Source organism: Streptomyces sp. NPDC048420, from assembly GCF_040651535.1.
In the GTDB taxonomy this organism is placed as follows: Bacteria; Actinomycetota; Actinomycetes; order Streptomycetales; family Streptomycetaceae; genus Streptomyces.
In genome coordinates, this window is the sequence record NZ_JBEZKG010000001.1 from 1 (window position 1) to 14,508 (window position 14,508).

General features: G+C 71.0%; 15 protein-coding genes. All 15 read left to right on the forward strand.

Going from position 1 to position 14,508, the window contains the following annotated elements:
* Positions 1-360, forward strand: a 360-nt coding sequence (locus AB0D34_RS00005; RefSeq protein WP_362653989.1) for an alpha/beta hydrolase, incomplete at its 5' end; no start/stop codon positions are given.
* A 261-nt stretch (positions 361-621) separates the two neighbouring features.
* Complete coding sequence (locus AB0D34_RS00010) at positions 622-993, forward strand: DUF1330 domain-containing protein (RefSeq protein ID WP_362653992.1); 372 nt, start codon at positions 622-624, stop codon at positions 991-993.
* Positions 994-1,443: 450 nt separating this feature from the next.
* Positions 1,444-1,710, forward strand: coding sequence for a DUF6400 family protein (locus tag AB0D34_RS00015; protein ID WP_362653994.1), 267 nt, complete (start codon positions 1,444-1,446; stop codon positions 1,708-1,710).
* Complete coding sequence (locus AB0D34_RS00020; protein ID WP_328979859.1) at positions 1,697-1,954, forward strand: hypothetical protein; 258 nt, start codon at positions 1,697-1,699, stop codon at positions 1,952-1,954. The genes AB0D34_RS00015 and AB0D34_RS00020 overlap by 14 nt, the downstream gene beginning before the upstream one ends.
* Positions 1,955-2,100: 146 nt before the next feature.
* On the forward strand, positions 2,101-3,882 hold the full coding sequence (locus tag AB0D34_RS00025; protein WP_362653997.1) for an enoyl-CoA hydratase-related protein: 1,782 nt from the start codon (positions 2,101-2,103) through the stop codon (positions 3,880-3,882).
* Positions 3,883-3,945: 63 nt separating this feature from the next.
* Positions 3,946-5,034: a hydrogenase expression protein HypE gene (locus AB0D34_RS00030; protein WP_362654000.1), complete on the forward strand. Its 1,089-nt coding sequence runs from the start codon at positions 3,946-3,948 to the stop codon at positions 5,032-5,034.
* An 82-nt stretch (positions 5,035-5,116) separates the two neighbouring features.
* Entirely contained in the window at positions 5,117-6,901 is a 1,785-nt protein-coding gene (locus AB0D34_RS00035; protein ID WP_362654003.1) for a nickel-dependent hydrogenase large subunit, read from the forward strand.
* The gene (locus AB0D34_RS00040; protein WP_362654006.1) at positions 6,898-7,416 is read left to right on the forward strand and encodes a hypothetical protein; all 519 of its coding nucleotides are present in this window, start codon (positions 6,898-6,900) and stop codon (positions 7,414-7,416) included. Before AB0D34_RS00035 ends, AB0D34_RS00040 begins: the two co-directional genes overlap by 4 nt.
* Positions 7,413-8,054, forward strand: coding sequence for a DUF5947 family protein (locus tag AB0D34_RS00045; protein WP_362654008.1), 642 nt, complete (start codon positions 7,413-7,415; stop codon positions 8,052-8,054). The genes AB0D34_RS00040 and AB0D34_RS00045 overlap by 4 nt, the downstream gene beginning before the upstream one ends.
* Complete coding sequence (locus AB0D34_RS00050) at positions 8,051-8,737, forward strand: DUF6084 family protein (RefSeq protein ID WP_362654011.1); 687 nt, start codon at positions 8,051-8,053, stop codon at positions 8,735-8,737. Before AB0D34_RS00045 ends, AB0D34_RS00050 begins: the two co-directional genes overlap by 4 nt.
* The gene (locus tag AB0D34_RS00055) at positions 8,734-10,164 is read left to right on the forward strand and encodes a hypothetical protein (RefSeq protein WP_362654014.1); all 1,431 of its coding nucleotides are present in this window, start codon (positions 8,734-8,736) and stop codon (positions 10,162-10,164) included. The genes AB0D34_RS00050 and AB0D34_RS00055 overlap by 4 nt, the downstream gene beginning before the upstream one ends.
* A complete protein-coding gene (locus AB0D34_RS00060) occupies positions 10,161-10,706 on the forward strand; it encodes a hydrogenase maturation protease (protein ID WP_362654017.1) in 546 nt (181 codons plus the stop codon). The genes AB0D34_RS00055 and AB0D34_RS00060 overlap by 4 nt, the downstream gene beginning before the upstream one ends.
* A 261-nt stretch (positions 10,707-10,967) precedes the next feature.
* On the forward strand, positions 10,968-11,369 hold the full coding sequence (locus tag AB0D34_RS00065; protein ID WP_362654020.1) for a hydrogenase maturation nickel metallochaperone HypA: 402 nt from the start codon (positions 10,968-10,970) through the stop codon (positions 11,367-11,369).
* A 3-nt stretch (positions 11,370-11,372) separates the two neighbouring features.
* Complete coding sequence (gene hypB, locus AB0D34_RS00070) at positions 11,373-12,128, forward strand: hydrogenase nickel incorporation protein HypB (protein WP_362654023.1); 756 nt, start codon at positions 11,373-11,375, stop codon at positions 12,126-12,128.
* Positions 12,125-14,506 carry a carbamoyltransferase HypF gene (hypF, locus tag AB0D34_RS00075; RefSeq protein WP_362654026.1) on the forward strand — a complete coding sequence of 794 codons (2,382 nt, stop codon included), beginning with the start codon at positions 12,125-12,127 and terminating at the stop codon, positions 14,504-14,506. The genes hypB and hypF overlap by 4 nt, the downstream gene beginning before the upstream one ends.
* The last annotated feature ends 2 nt before the right edge of the window (positions 14,507-14,508 follow it).

Consider the following 14,508-nt stretch of genomic DNA (forward strand, 5'->3'; position numbering starts at 1 on the left):
GTGGAGCCCAAGCCCGCCCTCACCAAGATCCTCCAGGGCGGCCTGGGCGACAAGAGCGCGCTGCGCGAGGACTACGTGGACGAGCTGCTGAAGGTAGGCAAGCGTCCCGGCTATGCGACCGTCGCCCGCAGCGTGTACCAGGCCCTGCCCAGCCTCATCGCGGCCCGCTCGCGCTACCGGGAGGTCAAGGCACCCGTCCACCTCGTCTACGGCGAGAAGGACTGGTCCCGCCCCTCGGACCGCGAGGCCAACAAGCAGCTGCTGCCGGCCGCCGACTTCACCCAGGTACCAGAGGCCGGCCACTTCATCGCCCTGGAACGACCCGACGTCCTGGCCGACCTGCTCAACGCGGTGGCATAGGCATCACAATCGCAGCGGTCACCCCGATCGGGGTGTACTGCGGGACCGAGCCAGGGCACTGGGCCGTGGCCGGTCCCGCTGAGCCGGCTGCCGTACGGGAAGCAGATGCCCCTGGCGATGGCAGTCCTCGATGAACGACGGGGTGGGGTGCACTGATCGGCGCCCCAGGTCCCGAACCCCAATCCGGCGTCCTGTTGCCGGTGCCCCGCGCCTGCCTCGTGCAGCAAACACCGGTTTCTGAGACCGAAGAGGGTAGTCGCAATGAGTGCAGATCCGCAGAAGAAGGTGTTCTACGCCCTGAACATGTTCGACGTGGTCGACGTGGAGAAGCACCTCGCGTATTTCAGCCGTCTGCCCGAAGTGGCCCCGCAATATGGTGGGCGAATGGTGGCGTTCGGCCGTTTCCGGGACAGCGTGGTCGGTGACCTCGCGCCACGGCAGGTCCTGTTTCTCGTCGAATGGGACTCCGAAGAGGCGTTCAACAGCTTCCGGGACGACCCGGAACTGGCCGACCTGCATCCGCTGCGGGAGGACGGGACGGCGTCCTACATCTGGCAGAGGTTCGATGGCTCCGACATGAGCGACCGCGCCGGCGTTTCGCTCGACGATGTACTGGCGGTGCTCACGCCTTAAAGACCTTAAAGACCCGCAGCGCTACAGAGCCGGATCCGGATGAGCAGGCTGGCGAATCGACCTTGGACTTCGGTGGTGCTGCCGCAGCCGCATCCCGAGACCAGGCGGCACTTCGGGGGGCTGCCGTCGTGGCAGCACCGAAGTGGAGTCACATCAGCGGCCAGTGGCCCGGCTGCTGCCGCCACATTGGGTGTGAGCGCCGATCAGAAACCGGATCTTGATCCTCGAACCCCTGCAGAGGGCCTCAGTAAAGCGCTGACGTGTTCCGGCGGGATCGGGCCGACCCCGCAGCGGTCCTCTTCCCGGGGTGTATCCGTGCTGTGGGGGGAACGGACCCAGCATCACCTGGCATGTACGGGTCGCACCGGACGCCCCTGGGGGCGCGGGCCTGCTGTGACTTCTCCCACCTGCTCTTGCCTGGGCGAGAAGCGCTTGCCTACGTTCGGTCCCATGTCCTCCCATGGCCGCGCCGCTCCAGGCGACCCGATCCCGACGATCGACCTGGACGTCGACCTGAGCTCACATGAACTGCTCCGGCGCGCTCATGTCCTGGACGCTCTCGGCCCCGACTGGGACCCCGTCGCCGCGCTGCGCGGCGAGGAAGCGGCGTATGAGCTGCTGTATTCCGGCCTCAGCGCGGAGCAACAGCGCGTGTACGACGAGCTGGTCTCGGCCGGCGTGCTGCCTCGGAGAGGCGGCGGCGATGCTGCCGCTTGACCCGCAGGCGGACATCGGGCGCCGCGCCTGGGTGGCCTGCCCGAACTGCGACGACCGGAGGGGGTGCGCCACCTGCGAGCAGGGGCGCACCTGTTCCGAGCACTGGCGCTACCTGCTGTCCCACGTCGGCAGCCTGCTCCACCTGCAGTGCCGGTCTTGCACCCACATCTGGTCGCACGAGACCCACTTCGGCGCCACCCGCTCCAGGTGGGAGCGCATCACCAGCGGCCTGCGACGCATGTGATCGTTCACCTGGTGAGGCCGTACGGCGGATCGGCGCCCGCTTTCGGATGATCCCACCGCCTGTCGTCGGGAACGGCAGGCCGCCTTGCCCGAGGATCGCGTCCGGCGGGCATCCCTGCCCGCCGTTCGTCCGTCTCGGAGGCAGCGGTGCACATCCTGCTCCTGGCCAGTGCGTTCAACAGCCTCACCCAGCGTGTCTTCGCCGAACTGCGCGACGGTGGCCACACCGTGGCGGTGGAACTCGCCCTGCCCGGCGGCCCGTTGCCCGAAACCGTGCGGCGGCACGCACCGCAGCTCATCGTGGCGCCGATGCTGAAGACGGCGATTCCCGAGGAGGTATGGACAGCGCACACCTGCCTCATCGTCCATCCGGGGCCCGTGGGCGACCGTGGACCTTCCTCCCTGGACTGGGCGATTCACGAGGGCGTCGACCAGTGGGGGGTCACCGTCCTGCAGGCCGACGGGGAGATGGACGCCGGTGACGTGTGGGCCTGTGTGCCGTGCCGGGTCCCTCCGGTTCCCAAGAGCGAGCTGTACCGGGGCGAGATCGCCGACGCCGCGCTGGAGGCCGTCCTGCTGGCGGTGGAGCGCTTCGCCGAGGGAACCCACATCCCACGCAAGCAGGACGTGGCTCCCACGGCCGACGCCCGTCTGCGCCCCCGCCCCTACCTCGACCAGAGCGTCCGGCGCATCGACTGGGCCGAGGACTCCACGCAGGACGTCCTGCGCAAGCTGAGAGCGGCGGACTCGCAGCCCGGTGTGCTGGACGTCCTTCTCGGCCGTGAGTGGTATCTGCATGGCGGTCATCCCGAGAGCGTGTTGCGTGGCCGCCCGGGCGAGTTGCTGGCCACCAGGGCGGGGGCGGTGTGCCGGGCCACCAAGGACGGCGCCGTGTGGATCCCCGAGCTTCGGCCCCGGCGCGTGCCCGGGCAGCCGCCCACGTACAAACTGCCTGCCGTGCGGGCCCTGGGCGACCGGCTGCCGCCCCTGCCCGATCATGCCCTGCCCCTGCTGCCCGAGGTGCGGCACCGCACCTGGGCGGACATCCGCTACCGGGAGGACGGGAACGTCGGGTTCCTCTCGTTCTCCTTCCCCGGCGGCGCGATGAGTACGGAGCAGTGCCGGCGTCTGCTGGACGCCTACCGGGAAGCGTGCGAGCGGCCCACGTCCGTACTGGTGCTGGGCGGCGAACGGGACTTCTTCTCCAACGGGATCCACCTGGGCGTCATCGAGGCCGCGGACGACCCCGCTGCCGAGTCCTGGGCGAACATCAACGCCATCGACGATCTGGTCGAGGCGGTCCTGACGACGACCGACCGACTGGTGGTCGCGGCGGTCGCGGGCAACGCCGCGGCGGGCGGGGTGATGCTCGCCCTGGCGGCCGATGAGGTGTGGTGTCGCTCGGGCGCCGTTCTGAACCCTCACTACCGCCTGATGGGCCTGTACGGCTCGGAGTACTGGACGCACACCCTGCCGCGCAGGGTGGGTCCGGCAACGGCGGAACGGCTCATGCGTGAGGCTCTCCCGGTGAGCTCGGCGGCCGCCCTGCGCCTCGGCCTCGTCGACCGGGTGGTCGACTGCGGTCCGGACGCGTTCGCGGGGGAGGTCGACGGCCTGGCGGTCCGTCTGGCGTCACTGCCGGCGACGGCGTCACGGATCACCGCGAAGAAGACGGAGCTGGACCGGCTGGAGAGCGTGACCCCACTGGCCGGCTTCCGTGAGCAGGAGCTGGCCCGGATGCGCCGGACCTTCGACGACCCGGATGCCCCGTACCACTCGCTGCGTCGTTCCTTCGTCCACAAGGAGCGGCCGGCGTGCACCCCGCCGCACCTCGGTCCCGCCCGGGTCGCGCAAACCGGTCCGACCCCCTCCGCCGCGGATGTCACCGGAATGGCCCTGCATGGCGTCTCGTCACAGCCGAACGGCTGATACGAAGAGAAGCGATGGTCGAAATCTGGGCTTTCATCCCTTACCTCCCCAGGAGGCGGTCCCATGACTGAGGCGACGCCGGACACGGTCGGCGCTGCGGACGCGAGCGGCGCGCCCGCCGACGAGACACCCACGATCCACATTCTCTGGATCAACGCGGGCCTGAGCTGCGACGGTGACTCGGTCGCGTTGACGGCGGCCATGCAGCCCAGCATCGAGGAGATCGTGCTCGGTGTGCTGCCGGGCCTTCCGAAGATCGCCGTCCACTGGCCGCTCATCGACTTCGAGTGCGGTCCGGTCGGCGGCTCGGACACGTTCATCGAGTGGTTCTTCAAGGGCGAGCGGGGCGAGATCGACCCGTTCGTCCTGGTCGTCGAGGGCTCCATCCCCAACGAGGCGATCAAGCCCGAGGGCTATTGGTGCGGCTTCGGCGACAACCCGGAGACCGGCCAGCCGATCACCACCAGCGAGTGGATCGACCGGCTCGCCCCGAAGGCACTGGCGGTCGTCGCCATCGGCACCTGCGCCACCTACGGCGGGATCCACGCCATGGCGGGCAACCCGACCGGCGCGATGGGCGTGCCCGACTACCTCGGCTGGGACTGGAAGTCCCACGCGGGCATCCCCATCGTGTGCGTCCCCGGCTGTCCGATCCAGCCCGACAACTTTTCCGAGACGCTCACCTACCTGCTCTACCAGGCGACCGGCGCCGCCCCGATGATCCCGCTGGACGACAAGCTGCGCCCGACCTGGCTGTTCGGGGCCACCGTGCACGAGGGCTGCGACCGCGCGGGCTACTACGAGCAGGGCCAGTTCGCATTGTCGTACGACTCGCCGACGTGCCTGGTCAAGCTCGGCTGCTGGGGCCCGGTCGTCAAGTGCAACGTGCCCAAGCGCGGCTGGATGAACGGGATCGGCGGCTGCCCCAACGTCGGTGGCATCTGCATCGCCTGCACCATGCCCGGCTTCCCCGACAAGTTCATGCCGTTCATGGACGAACCCCCCGGCGCCAAGCTGTCGAGCAACGCCAGCGGAGCGTACGGCGCCGTGGTCCGCAAGCTGCGGTCGATCACCGCCAAGACGGTGGACAAGGAGCCCAAGTGGCGCAGCACCGGAGACAAGATCACCACCGGATACCGGCCCCCGTGGTGAGCGTCAACCGCACGTAATCCGCTCCCCGCTTCGTGCACACCCCCACACGAACCTCCCGCGCAACGAAGGGCACGGCACACAGATGGCACCGACGACGAAGGCGGCCGACGACGGCAGCGGCCTGGTGGAGATGGCCTGGGACCCGATCACCCGGATCGTGGGCAGCCTCGGCATCCACACGAAGATCGACTTCAAGCAGAAGCGAGTCGCCGAGTGCTACAGCACCTCGTCGGTCTTCCGCGGCTACAGCGTCTTCATGCGCGGCAAGGACCCCCGCGACGCCCACTTCATCACCAGCCGCATCTGCGGCATCTGCGGTGACAACCACGCCACCTGCTCGGTGTACGCGCAGAACATGGCGTACGGCGTGAAGCCCCCGCACCTCGGCGAGTGGATCATCAACCTCGGCGAGTCCGCGGAGTACATGTTCGACCACAACATCTTCCAGGAGAACCTGGTAGGGGTCGACTACTGCGAGAAGATGGTCAAGGAGACCAACCCCGGCGTCCTCGAACTCGCGGAGCGCACCGAGGCCCCGCACGCCGCGGAGCACGGCTACCGCACGATCGCCGACATCATGCGCTCGCTCAACCCCCTGGAGGGCGAGTTCTACCGCGAGGCCCTCCAGGTCAGCCGCTACACGCGCGAGATGTTCTGCCTGATGGAGGGCCGCCATGTGCACCCCTCCACGCTCTACCCGGGCGGCGTCGGAACCATCGCCTCCGTGCAGCTCTTCACGGACTACCTCAGCCGGCTGATGCGCTACGTGGAGTTCATGAAGCGCGTCGTGCCCCTGCACGACGACCTGTTCGACTTCTTCTACGAGGCGCTGCCCGGGTACGAGGAAGTGGGCCGCCGGCGTGTCCTGCTCGGCTGCTGGGGCGCACTCAACGACCCCGAGTACTGCGACTTCACCTACGCCAACATGACGGACTGGGGCCGGCGCATGTTCGTCACGCCCGGCATCATCGTGGACGGCAAGCTCGTCACCAACGACCTCACCGAGATCAACCTCGGCATCCGCATCCTGCTGGGCAGCTCCTACTACGAGGACTGGCAGGGCCAGGAGCAGTTCGTCACCCACGACCCGCTCGGCAACCCGGTGGACCCGCGGCACCCGTGGAACCAGCACACCATCCCCACCCCGCAGAAGCGGAACTTCGACGACAAGTACAGCTGGGTCATGTCCCCGCGCTGGTTCGACGGCAAGGACCACCTCGCCCTGGACACCGGCGGCGGCCCCATCGCCCGCCTGTGGTCGACCGCCCTGTCCGGTCTCGTCGACATCGGGTACGTCAAGGCCACCGGCCAGAGCGTGGTCATCAACCTGCCCCGCACCATGACCAAGCCCGAGACCACCTTCGAGTGGAAGATCCCGAAGTGGTCCAACGCGCTGGAGCGCAACCGCGCCCGCACGTACTTCCAGGCGTACGCCGCCGCCGTCGCCCTGCACTGCGCGGAGAAGGGACTGGCGGAGGTCCGCGCCGGACGCACCCAGACCTGGGAGAAGTTCGAGGTTCCGGACGAGAGCATCGGCGTCGGCTTCACCGAGGCGGTCCGCGGTGTCCTCTCCCACCACATGGTGATCCGGGACGGCAAGATCGCCAACTATCACCCGTACCCGCCGACCCCCTGGAACGCCAGTGTCCGGGACACCTACGGCACGCCCGGCCCGTACGAGGACGCCGTGCAGAACACGCCCATCTTCGAGGAGAACACCCCGGAGAACTTCAAGGGCATCGACATCATGCGCGCCGTCCGCAGCTTCGACCCCTGTCTGCCCTGTGGCGTCCACATGTACGTCGGGGGCGGCAAGACGGTGAAGTCCATGCACGTGCCCACCGGCCTGAGCGGACTGGGCGGATGAGCGCGGTCAGCTCCGCGGAGCAGACCGGGCGCCGGGTCGAGGAAATCCTCGACAGGCTGGCCGAGAGCGGCGACCCGGCAGCCGCCGAGGCCGCGGAGGAACTCGTCCGCTCCCTCATGGACTTCTACGGCGCCGGCCTCGCCCGCATCCTCCACCTGCTGTCCGGCGCCCCCGGCGAAGCAGCCGCACGCCTCCTGGACGACGACCTGGTCGCGAGCCTGCTCGTCCTGCACGACCTGCACCCCGAGGACCGCGACACCCGCATCGCCCGCGCCCTCGACGGGGTCCGGGACCACACCCTGGAGGTGGTGGGCTTCGACGACGAGAGCGGCACCCTGACCGTGCGGGCCCGGGAGGCCGACGGCTGCGGTTGCGGCTCCGGCACGGGTGCCCGGGAGGCCGCGGAGGCGGCGCTCGCCTGCTTCGCACCGGAGGTCAGAGCGGTCGACGTACAGACCGCCCCGGCGGGGCCGACGCTCCTCCAGATCGGCACCGCACCGACGGGGGCCCGATGACGGCGTCCCCGGCGACGCGCACGCCCGGCCTGCGGAGGTTCCTCACCGAGAGGCCTCCGCAGCCCGAACGATGCGAGCTGTGCGCCGTGGCGGTGGAGGCGGGCCACCGTCATCTCGTCGACACCGAGAGACGCGCCCTCGTCTGCGCCTGCGCCCCGTGCGCGCTGCTGATGGAGCAGCCGGGCGCCGCCGCCGGCCGCTTCCGTACGGTCCCGGCCCGCTACCTCACCGACCCCGGACACCACCTCGACGAGAGCGCGTGGGAGGCGCTGCAGATCCCGGTCGGTGTCGCCTTCCTCTTCCGCAACGCGGCGCTCGACCGGCTGGTCGCCCTCTACCCGAGCCCGGCCGGAGCCACCGAGAGCGAACTCGAACCGGCCACGTGGACGGACGTCCTCGGTGGCAGCCGCCTCGCCGACCTGCTCGAACCCGACGTGGAGGCGCTGCTGCTGCGCCGCACCGACGGCCGCTTCGAGTGCCACCTCGTACCCATCGACATCTGCTACGAACTCGTCGGCCGTATGCGTCTGTTGTGGCAGGGCTTCGACGGCGGAGCCGAGGCCCGCGCCGCGCTGGACGCGTTCTTCGCGGACGTCGCGCGACGCGTCCGGCCCCTGGGCGAGGTGGGTCACCCATGACCGCGTTCTCCTTCGCCTGCACCGGCGTCCGCGCCGACCAGTACGCCGCCGGACCAACCCTCGTCTTCCGGCTGCGCGTCACCGCCGCCGACAACACGCGCGTGCACGCCCTCGCGTTGCGCTGCCAGATCCGCATCGAACCCGCCCGCCGCGGCTACGCGCCCGCCGAGGCCGACGGCCTCGCGGACCTCTTCGGCGAGCGCTCACGCTGGGGCAGCACGCTCCAGCCGGTGCAGTTCGCCCAGGTCTCGGTCATGGTCCCGAGCTTCACCGGCGAGATCGAGACCGACCTCGTCGTGCCCTGCACCTACGACATGGAGATCGCCGCGACCCGCTACCTCACCGCGCTCACCGAGGGCGAGGTGCCCCTGCTGATGCTCTTCTCCGGTACGGCGTTCACCGGAACCGGCGGCTTTCAGGTGGAGCCCGTCCCGTGGGACCGCGAGGCGGCCTTCCGGATGCCCGTCACCGCCTGGCGGGAGATGGTCGAGCAGCACTTCCCCGGCTGCGGCTGGATCCGGCTGCCCCGCGACACCATGGACGCCCTCCTCGCCTACCGCTCCCGTCACGCCCTGCCCTCCTGGGAGGCGACCGTCGCGGCGCTGCTGGAGGAGGGGGCCGACCCGCCCGCGCACGACCCGCTGCGCGCCCTCACCGCCACCACCGGAAGGACCGATCCGTGACCGTGACCGCGTTCGCCCCCGAGACCGAGGAGCGCCTCGCTCTCGCCCGGCAGGTGGCCGACGCCGTCCTCTTCGAAGGCTATGTGCTCTACCCGTACCGCGCCTCGGCGGCCAAGAACCGGCTGCGCTGGCAGTTCGGGGTGCTCGTGCCACCCGGCTGGGGCACCGAGTGCGAGGAGCACGACTTCCAGCACACCGAATGCCTGATGGAACCGAAGGCGGGGGCGACCCTCGCGGTCGAGGTGCGCTTCCTGCACGCCCGAAGGCGCACGGTGCAGCGGGCCCGTCCGGACGGCGGCTTCGACACGGTGCCCGAACTCCACCTCGACGACCGGGTGTTGGTGCCCTGGGACGAGGGAAGCGAGGAGCGCGTCGCGGTGGTCGCGCGGGTGGACGAGCTCCTCGGCGACGGCGTCACACATCCCTTCCGGCTCCCCGCCCGCGAGGACACCGCACCGGTCCTGGACGCGGCCGGCCGAACCGTCGGCCGACTGGTCCGGCGCAGCGAGGAGATCAGCGGGACGGTACGGCTCTCCGCCCGCGAACTCGACGGCCCCTACCGGACCGTGCGGCTGACCGCCGTCATCGAGAACACCAGCGACTGGACACCGCCCGAGGGCCGCGGCGCGGACCGGGAGGCGGCGCTGCCGCACTCCCTGGTGGCCACCCACCTCCTCATGGCCCTCAGTGCCGGATCATTCCTGTCGATGACCGATCCCCCCGAGTGGGCGAAGGGCGCGGTCGCCGCCTGCCGCAACCTGCACACCTGGCCCGTACTCGCCGGCGAACCCGGCCGCGCCGACCTCGTACTGTCCTCGCCGATCATCCTGGACGACCATCCGGCCATCGCGCCGGAGAGTCCCGGCGCGCTCTACGACGCCACCGAGATCGACGAGATCCTCGCGCTGCGCACCGCGGCCCTCACCGACGAGGAGAAACGCGAGGCCCGGGGCACCGACGAGCGGGCGGCCGCCGTGATCGAACTGGCGGACTCGATGCCGCCCGAAGTTCTGGAGCGCCTGCACGGGGCGGTGCGGAGCCTGCGCGAGGTGACCGGTCCCGGCCCCGTAGCCCCGGCCTGCGGCTTCCCCGACGAATACGGGGTGATGCGGCCGGACACCCCCTGGTGGGACCCCGCGAGCGACGCGGGCTTCGACCCGGCGCAGGACCGGGTGGTCGTGGACGGCCGGTCGGTGGGCCAGGGCAGCCGCGTCGAGCTGCACCCGGGCCTGCGCCGCACCGACGCGCAGGACATCTTCCTGCGGGGCCGCACCGCGAAGGTCGAGGCGGTGCTGCACGACGTGGACGGCGGGGTGCACCTGGCGGTCACCGTGGAGGGCGACCCGGGCGCCGACGTCCGCCGTGAGCAGGGACGGTTCCTGTACTTCCAGCCCGACGAGGTCACACCGCTGGAGGACGACGTATGAACCCCTCCCCGCAGTCAGGCCCCAGGACCCTCGTCGCCGGCATCGGCAACGTCTTCCTCGGGGACGACGGCTTCGGCGTGGAGACCACCCGTCGGCTCGCCGAGCGCGACCTGCCCGGACACATCGAGGTCGTGGACATCGGGGTGCGCGGGGTGCACCTCGCTTACCAGCTGCTGGACGGCTACGACACCCTCGTCCTCGTGGACGCCACGGCACGCGGCGAAGCCCCCGGCACGCTGTACGTGATCGAGCACGACGTCGGCGGAGGGAGCCCTTCACCCGCCGCCCCCGCGCTGGACGGCCACCGGATGACCCCCGATACCGTCCTGGCACTGCTGGGCACCCTGTGCGCCGGGACCGGCGGCGAGCCACCACGCCGCGTCCTGGTCGTGGGATGCGAACCGGCTTCGGTAGAGGAGGGCATCGGTCTCAGTCCGCCGGTGTCCGACGCCGTACCGGAGGCCGTCCGGCTGATCGAAGAACTGCTGCGGGACGGCGAGCCGTCCGTGGCGCAGGCCTCAACCTCTGAGGCTCCGACATGAGGAGAGACGGGATGAAGAAGATCGTCATCGGTGGAGCGGCCGTGGCCGCCATGGTCGCTGTCGTCGTCGAGGTACTTCCCGACCTGAGGCGCTACCTGCGCATCAGACGCATGTGAATCGTGGCCGGCACCGGTGTGCCGCGCGGTTGGGTCGAACGGCTTACCCGCCGGCCGGCCACGGCGTGCCGGGCCCCGCGACCCGGCCGCGCGCGCCTCTAATGAAGGCCGACCGGAGGCAGCCGCGGACGGAAGGACGGAAACCATGCACGAGATGTCCGTCGCGATGGCCGTCGTCGACCAGGTGGAAGAGGCCGCCGCGCGGGCAGGTGACGTCACGGCGGTGCGATCGGTACGGCTCCAGGTGGGCGAACTGGCCGGCGTCGTACCCGATGCGCTCGCCTTCTCCTTCGAGCTGGCCTGCGCCGGAACCCTGCTGGAAGGCGCCGAACTGATCACCGAAGCGGTGCCGGGGCGGGCCCGCTGCACCCCCTGCGCACACGAATGGGCCGTCGGCATGCCGCCCCGGCTGACCTGCCCCGCGTGCGGCGGTACGCGGACCGACCTGCTCGCGGGCCGGGAACTGCAGATCGTCGACGTGCACTGGGAGGACGGCCTCGGCCCCGCGCACACGCCCACCCGCGAACCGATCTCCGAGGAGCGCTGAACCATGTGCCGTGTCGTCGACCTGCGGCAGGCCGTACTGGCGAAGAACGACGCAAGCGCCCACGAACTGCGCGCCGCCCTCGCGGCGCGAGGCACCGCGGTCGTCAACCTGCTGTCCAGTCCGGGCAGCGGCAAGACCGCGCTGCTGGAGCAGGAACTGCTGCGGGCACGGGAACGGTCCCTGCCCGTAGCGGCCCTGAGCGCCGATCTCGCCACCGAGAACGACGCGGTCCGCCTGGCGCGTTCGGGCGTCCCGGTCAAGCAGGTACTCACCGACGGACTGTGCCACCTGGAGGCGGGAATGCTCGCCGGGCACCTGGACGGGTGGCTGCCCGACGACACCCGGCTGCTGTTCGTGGAGAACGTCGGCAACCTGGTCTGCCCGGCTTCCTACGACCTGGGGGAGACACTGAGGGTCACCCTCGCTTCCGTGACGGAGGGCGAGGACAAGCCGCTCAAGTACCCCACCGCCTTCGGCCTCGCCCACCTCGTGGTGGTCACCAAGACCGACATCGCGGAGGCCGTCGAGTTCGACGAGGCGGCGTTCCGCGCGAACGTGGAGCAGGTCAATCCCGGTGTCGAGGTGATCCTGACGTCGGCACGCCGGGGGCAGGGAGTCGGCGCGCTGCTCGACCGGGCGCTGGCCGCCATGGACGGCACACCCGTCCACTCACCGGTCATGGCCCGGCAGCACCATCACCACACTCACCCGCACACGCACCCGGAGGCCACCGGCCCCATGGCCCACACCCACTCGTGAGCGGTCCGCAGGCTGCGAGCGCCGTCGCCGAGAACACCCCACGCCGCTGCCGGGTCACCGTCCGGGGAGTGGTACAGGGCGTGGGTTTCAGGCCCTACCTCTACGGCCTCGCCACCGAACTCGCCCTGGCCGGGCATGTGAGCAACACTCCGGAGGGCGTCGTAGCGGAGGTCGAGGGCAGTGCCTCGGCCGTGGCCCGGTTCTGCGAGCTGATCGCCGCCCAGGCACCGCCGCTGGCCCGCGTGGAGTCCGTCCACCACCGGGAGATGCCTCCCGTCGGCGGCACCGCGTTCACCATCCTCACCTCGCGCACCGGCGGGCCGGCCCGCACCCTGGTCTCCCCCGACTCCGCCACCTGTGCCGACTGCCTCGCCGAGCTGGCCGCCCCGGCGGACCGGCGCCACCGGCACCCCTTCGTCAACTGCACTCACTGCGGCCCGCGCTTCACGATCGTCACCGGCGTGCCGTACGACCGGGCGAACACCACCATGGCCGGCTTCGCGATGTGCCCCGACTGCGCCCGGGAGTACGCGGATCCGGCCGACCGCCGCTTCCACGCGCAGCCGGTCGCCTGCCCGGCCTGCGGGCCCCGTCTGCGGCTGGTCCTCGCCCAGGAGGCACGGCTCGGGAATCTCGAGGGGGCGGACCCGGTCACCGAGGCCCGCGAGCTGCTGAAGCGGGGCGCGATCCTCGCCGTGAAGGGCCTGGGCGGCTACCACCTGGCCTGCGATGCCTCGAACCAGGAGGCGGTCGCCCTCCTGCGCCGGCGGAAGGCACGCGGGGACAAGCCGTTCGCCGTCATGGCCAGGACCGCGGACGACGTCCGTCACCTGGTCCGGCTGAGCCCGGAGGAGCGGAGCCTGCTCGAAGGCGGGGCCAGGCCGGTCGTCCTGCTGAGGCGGCGTCCGCACCCCGTTGGGGATCCACGGCCCGCCGAGGCCGTGGCACCCGGCAGCCCCGACCTCGGCGTGATGCTGCCCTACACGCCCGTGCACCATCTGCTGCTCGGCCTGCCCGGCGACCCGGACGGCCCCGGGCTGCTGGTCATGACCAGCGGCAACCTGTCCGGTGAGCCGATCGTCACCGACGACGACGAGGCGCTGGAACGACTCGCGCACCTGGCCGACGCCTGGCTCACGCACGACCGGCCGATCCACGTCCCGTGCGACGACTCCGTGGTCCGCGTCTGTGACGGAGAGCCACTGGTGATCCGCCGCTCGCGTGGCTACGCCCCGTTGCCGGTCTCCCTCCCGCTGCCCGTGCGGCCGGCCCTCGCCGTCGGCGGAGACCTGAAGAACGCCTTCTGTCTCGGGGCGGGCCGGCAGGCCTGGCCGTCGGCGCACATCGGCGACATGGACGACGTCGGAACACAGCGGGTCTTCGAGCGCGCGGTGGCGCAGCTGGAGTCCATCACGGGAGTGCGGCCCGAGGCCCTGGTCTGCGACCGGCATCCCGGCTACCGCTCCACCGGATGGGCCGACCGGAACGCGGCGCACCGGACCGTCCTGCGCGTCCAGCACCATCACGCGCACATCGCCGCCACCATGGCCGAGCACGGACTGGACGGCACCCGGCCGGTGATCGGCGTCGCCTTCGACGGCACCGGCCACGGCGACGACGGCGCCGTGTGGGGCGGGGAGTTCCTGCTCGCGGACTACGACCGCTTCACACGGTTCGGACATCTCGCGTATGTTCCCCTGCCCGGTGGTGACGCCGCGGTGCGCCGGCCGTACCGCATGGCGCTGGCCCATCTGAGGGCGGCAGGGATCGACTGGTCCGACGACCTCGCCTGTACGACCGCCTGCCCGCCCGACGAACTCCACGTACTGGCACGGCAGTTGGAGCGCGACCTGAACTGTGTCCCTACGTCGAGCATGGGCCGGCTCTTCGACGCGGTGTCCTCTCTCGCCGGGGTGTGCCACCTGGCCGGGTACGAGGCACAGGCCGCCGTCGAACTGGAAGGGGCGGCTCTGCACGCACCCACCGACGACACCACCGCGTACGCCTTCGCCCTGCACGCGTCGGAGGAGAACCGCGACGGCGCCGTACGGGCCGATCCGGCACCCGTACTCGCGGCGATCGTCGGCGACCTGCGCGCGGGCGTCGAGCCGGCCCAGGTCGCCGCGCGCTTCCACCGGGGCGTGACCGGCCTGGTGCACCGGATGTGCGCGCGGGCGCGAGAGCGGCACGGGCTGGACACGGTCGCCCTGACGGGAGGCGTGTTCGCCAACACGCTGCTCTCCTCGGCCTGTGCCGCCACCCTGCGCGAGGACGGCTTCACGGTCCTGCGGCACCACCTGGTGCCGCCCAACGACGGTGGCCTGGCGCTGGGCCAGCTGATGGTGGCGGCCCGGGCCACTCCCACTCCCACCGACTGAGC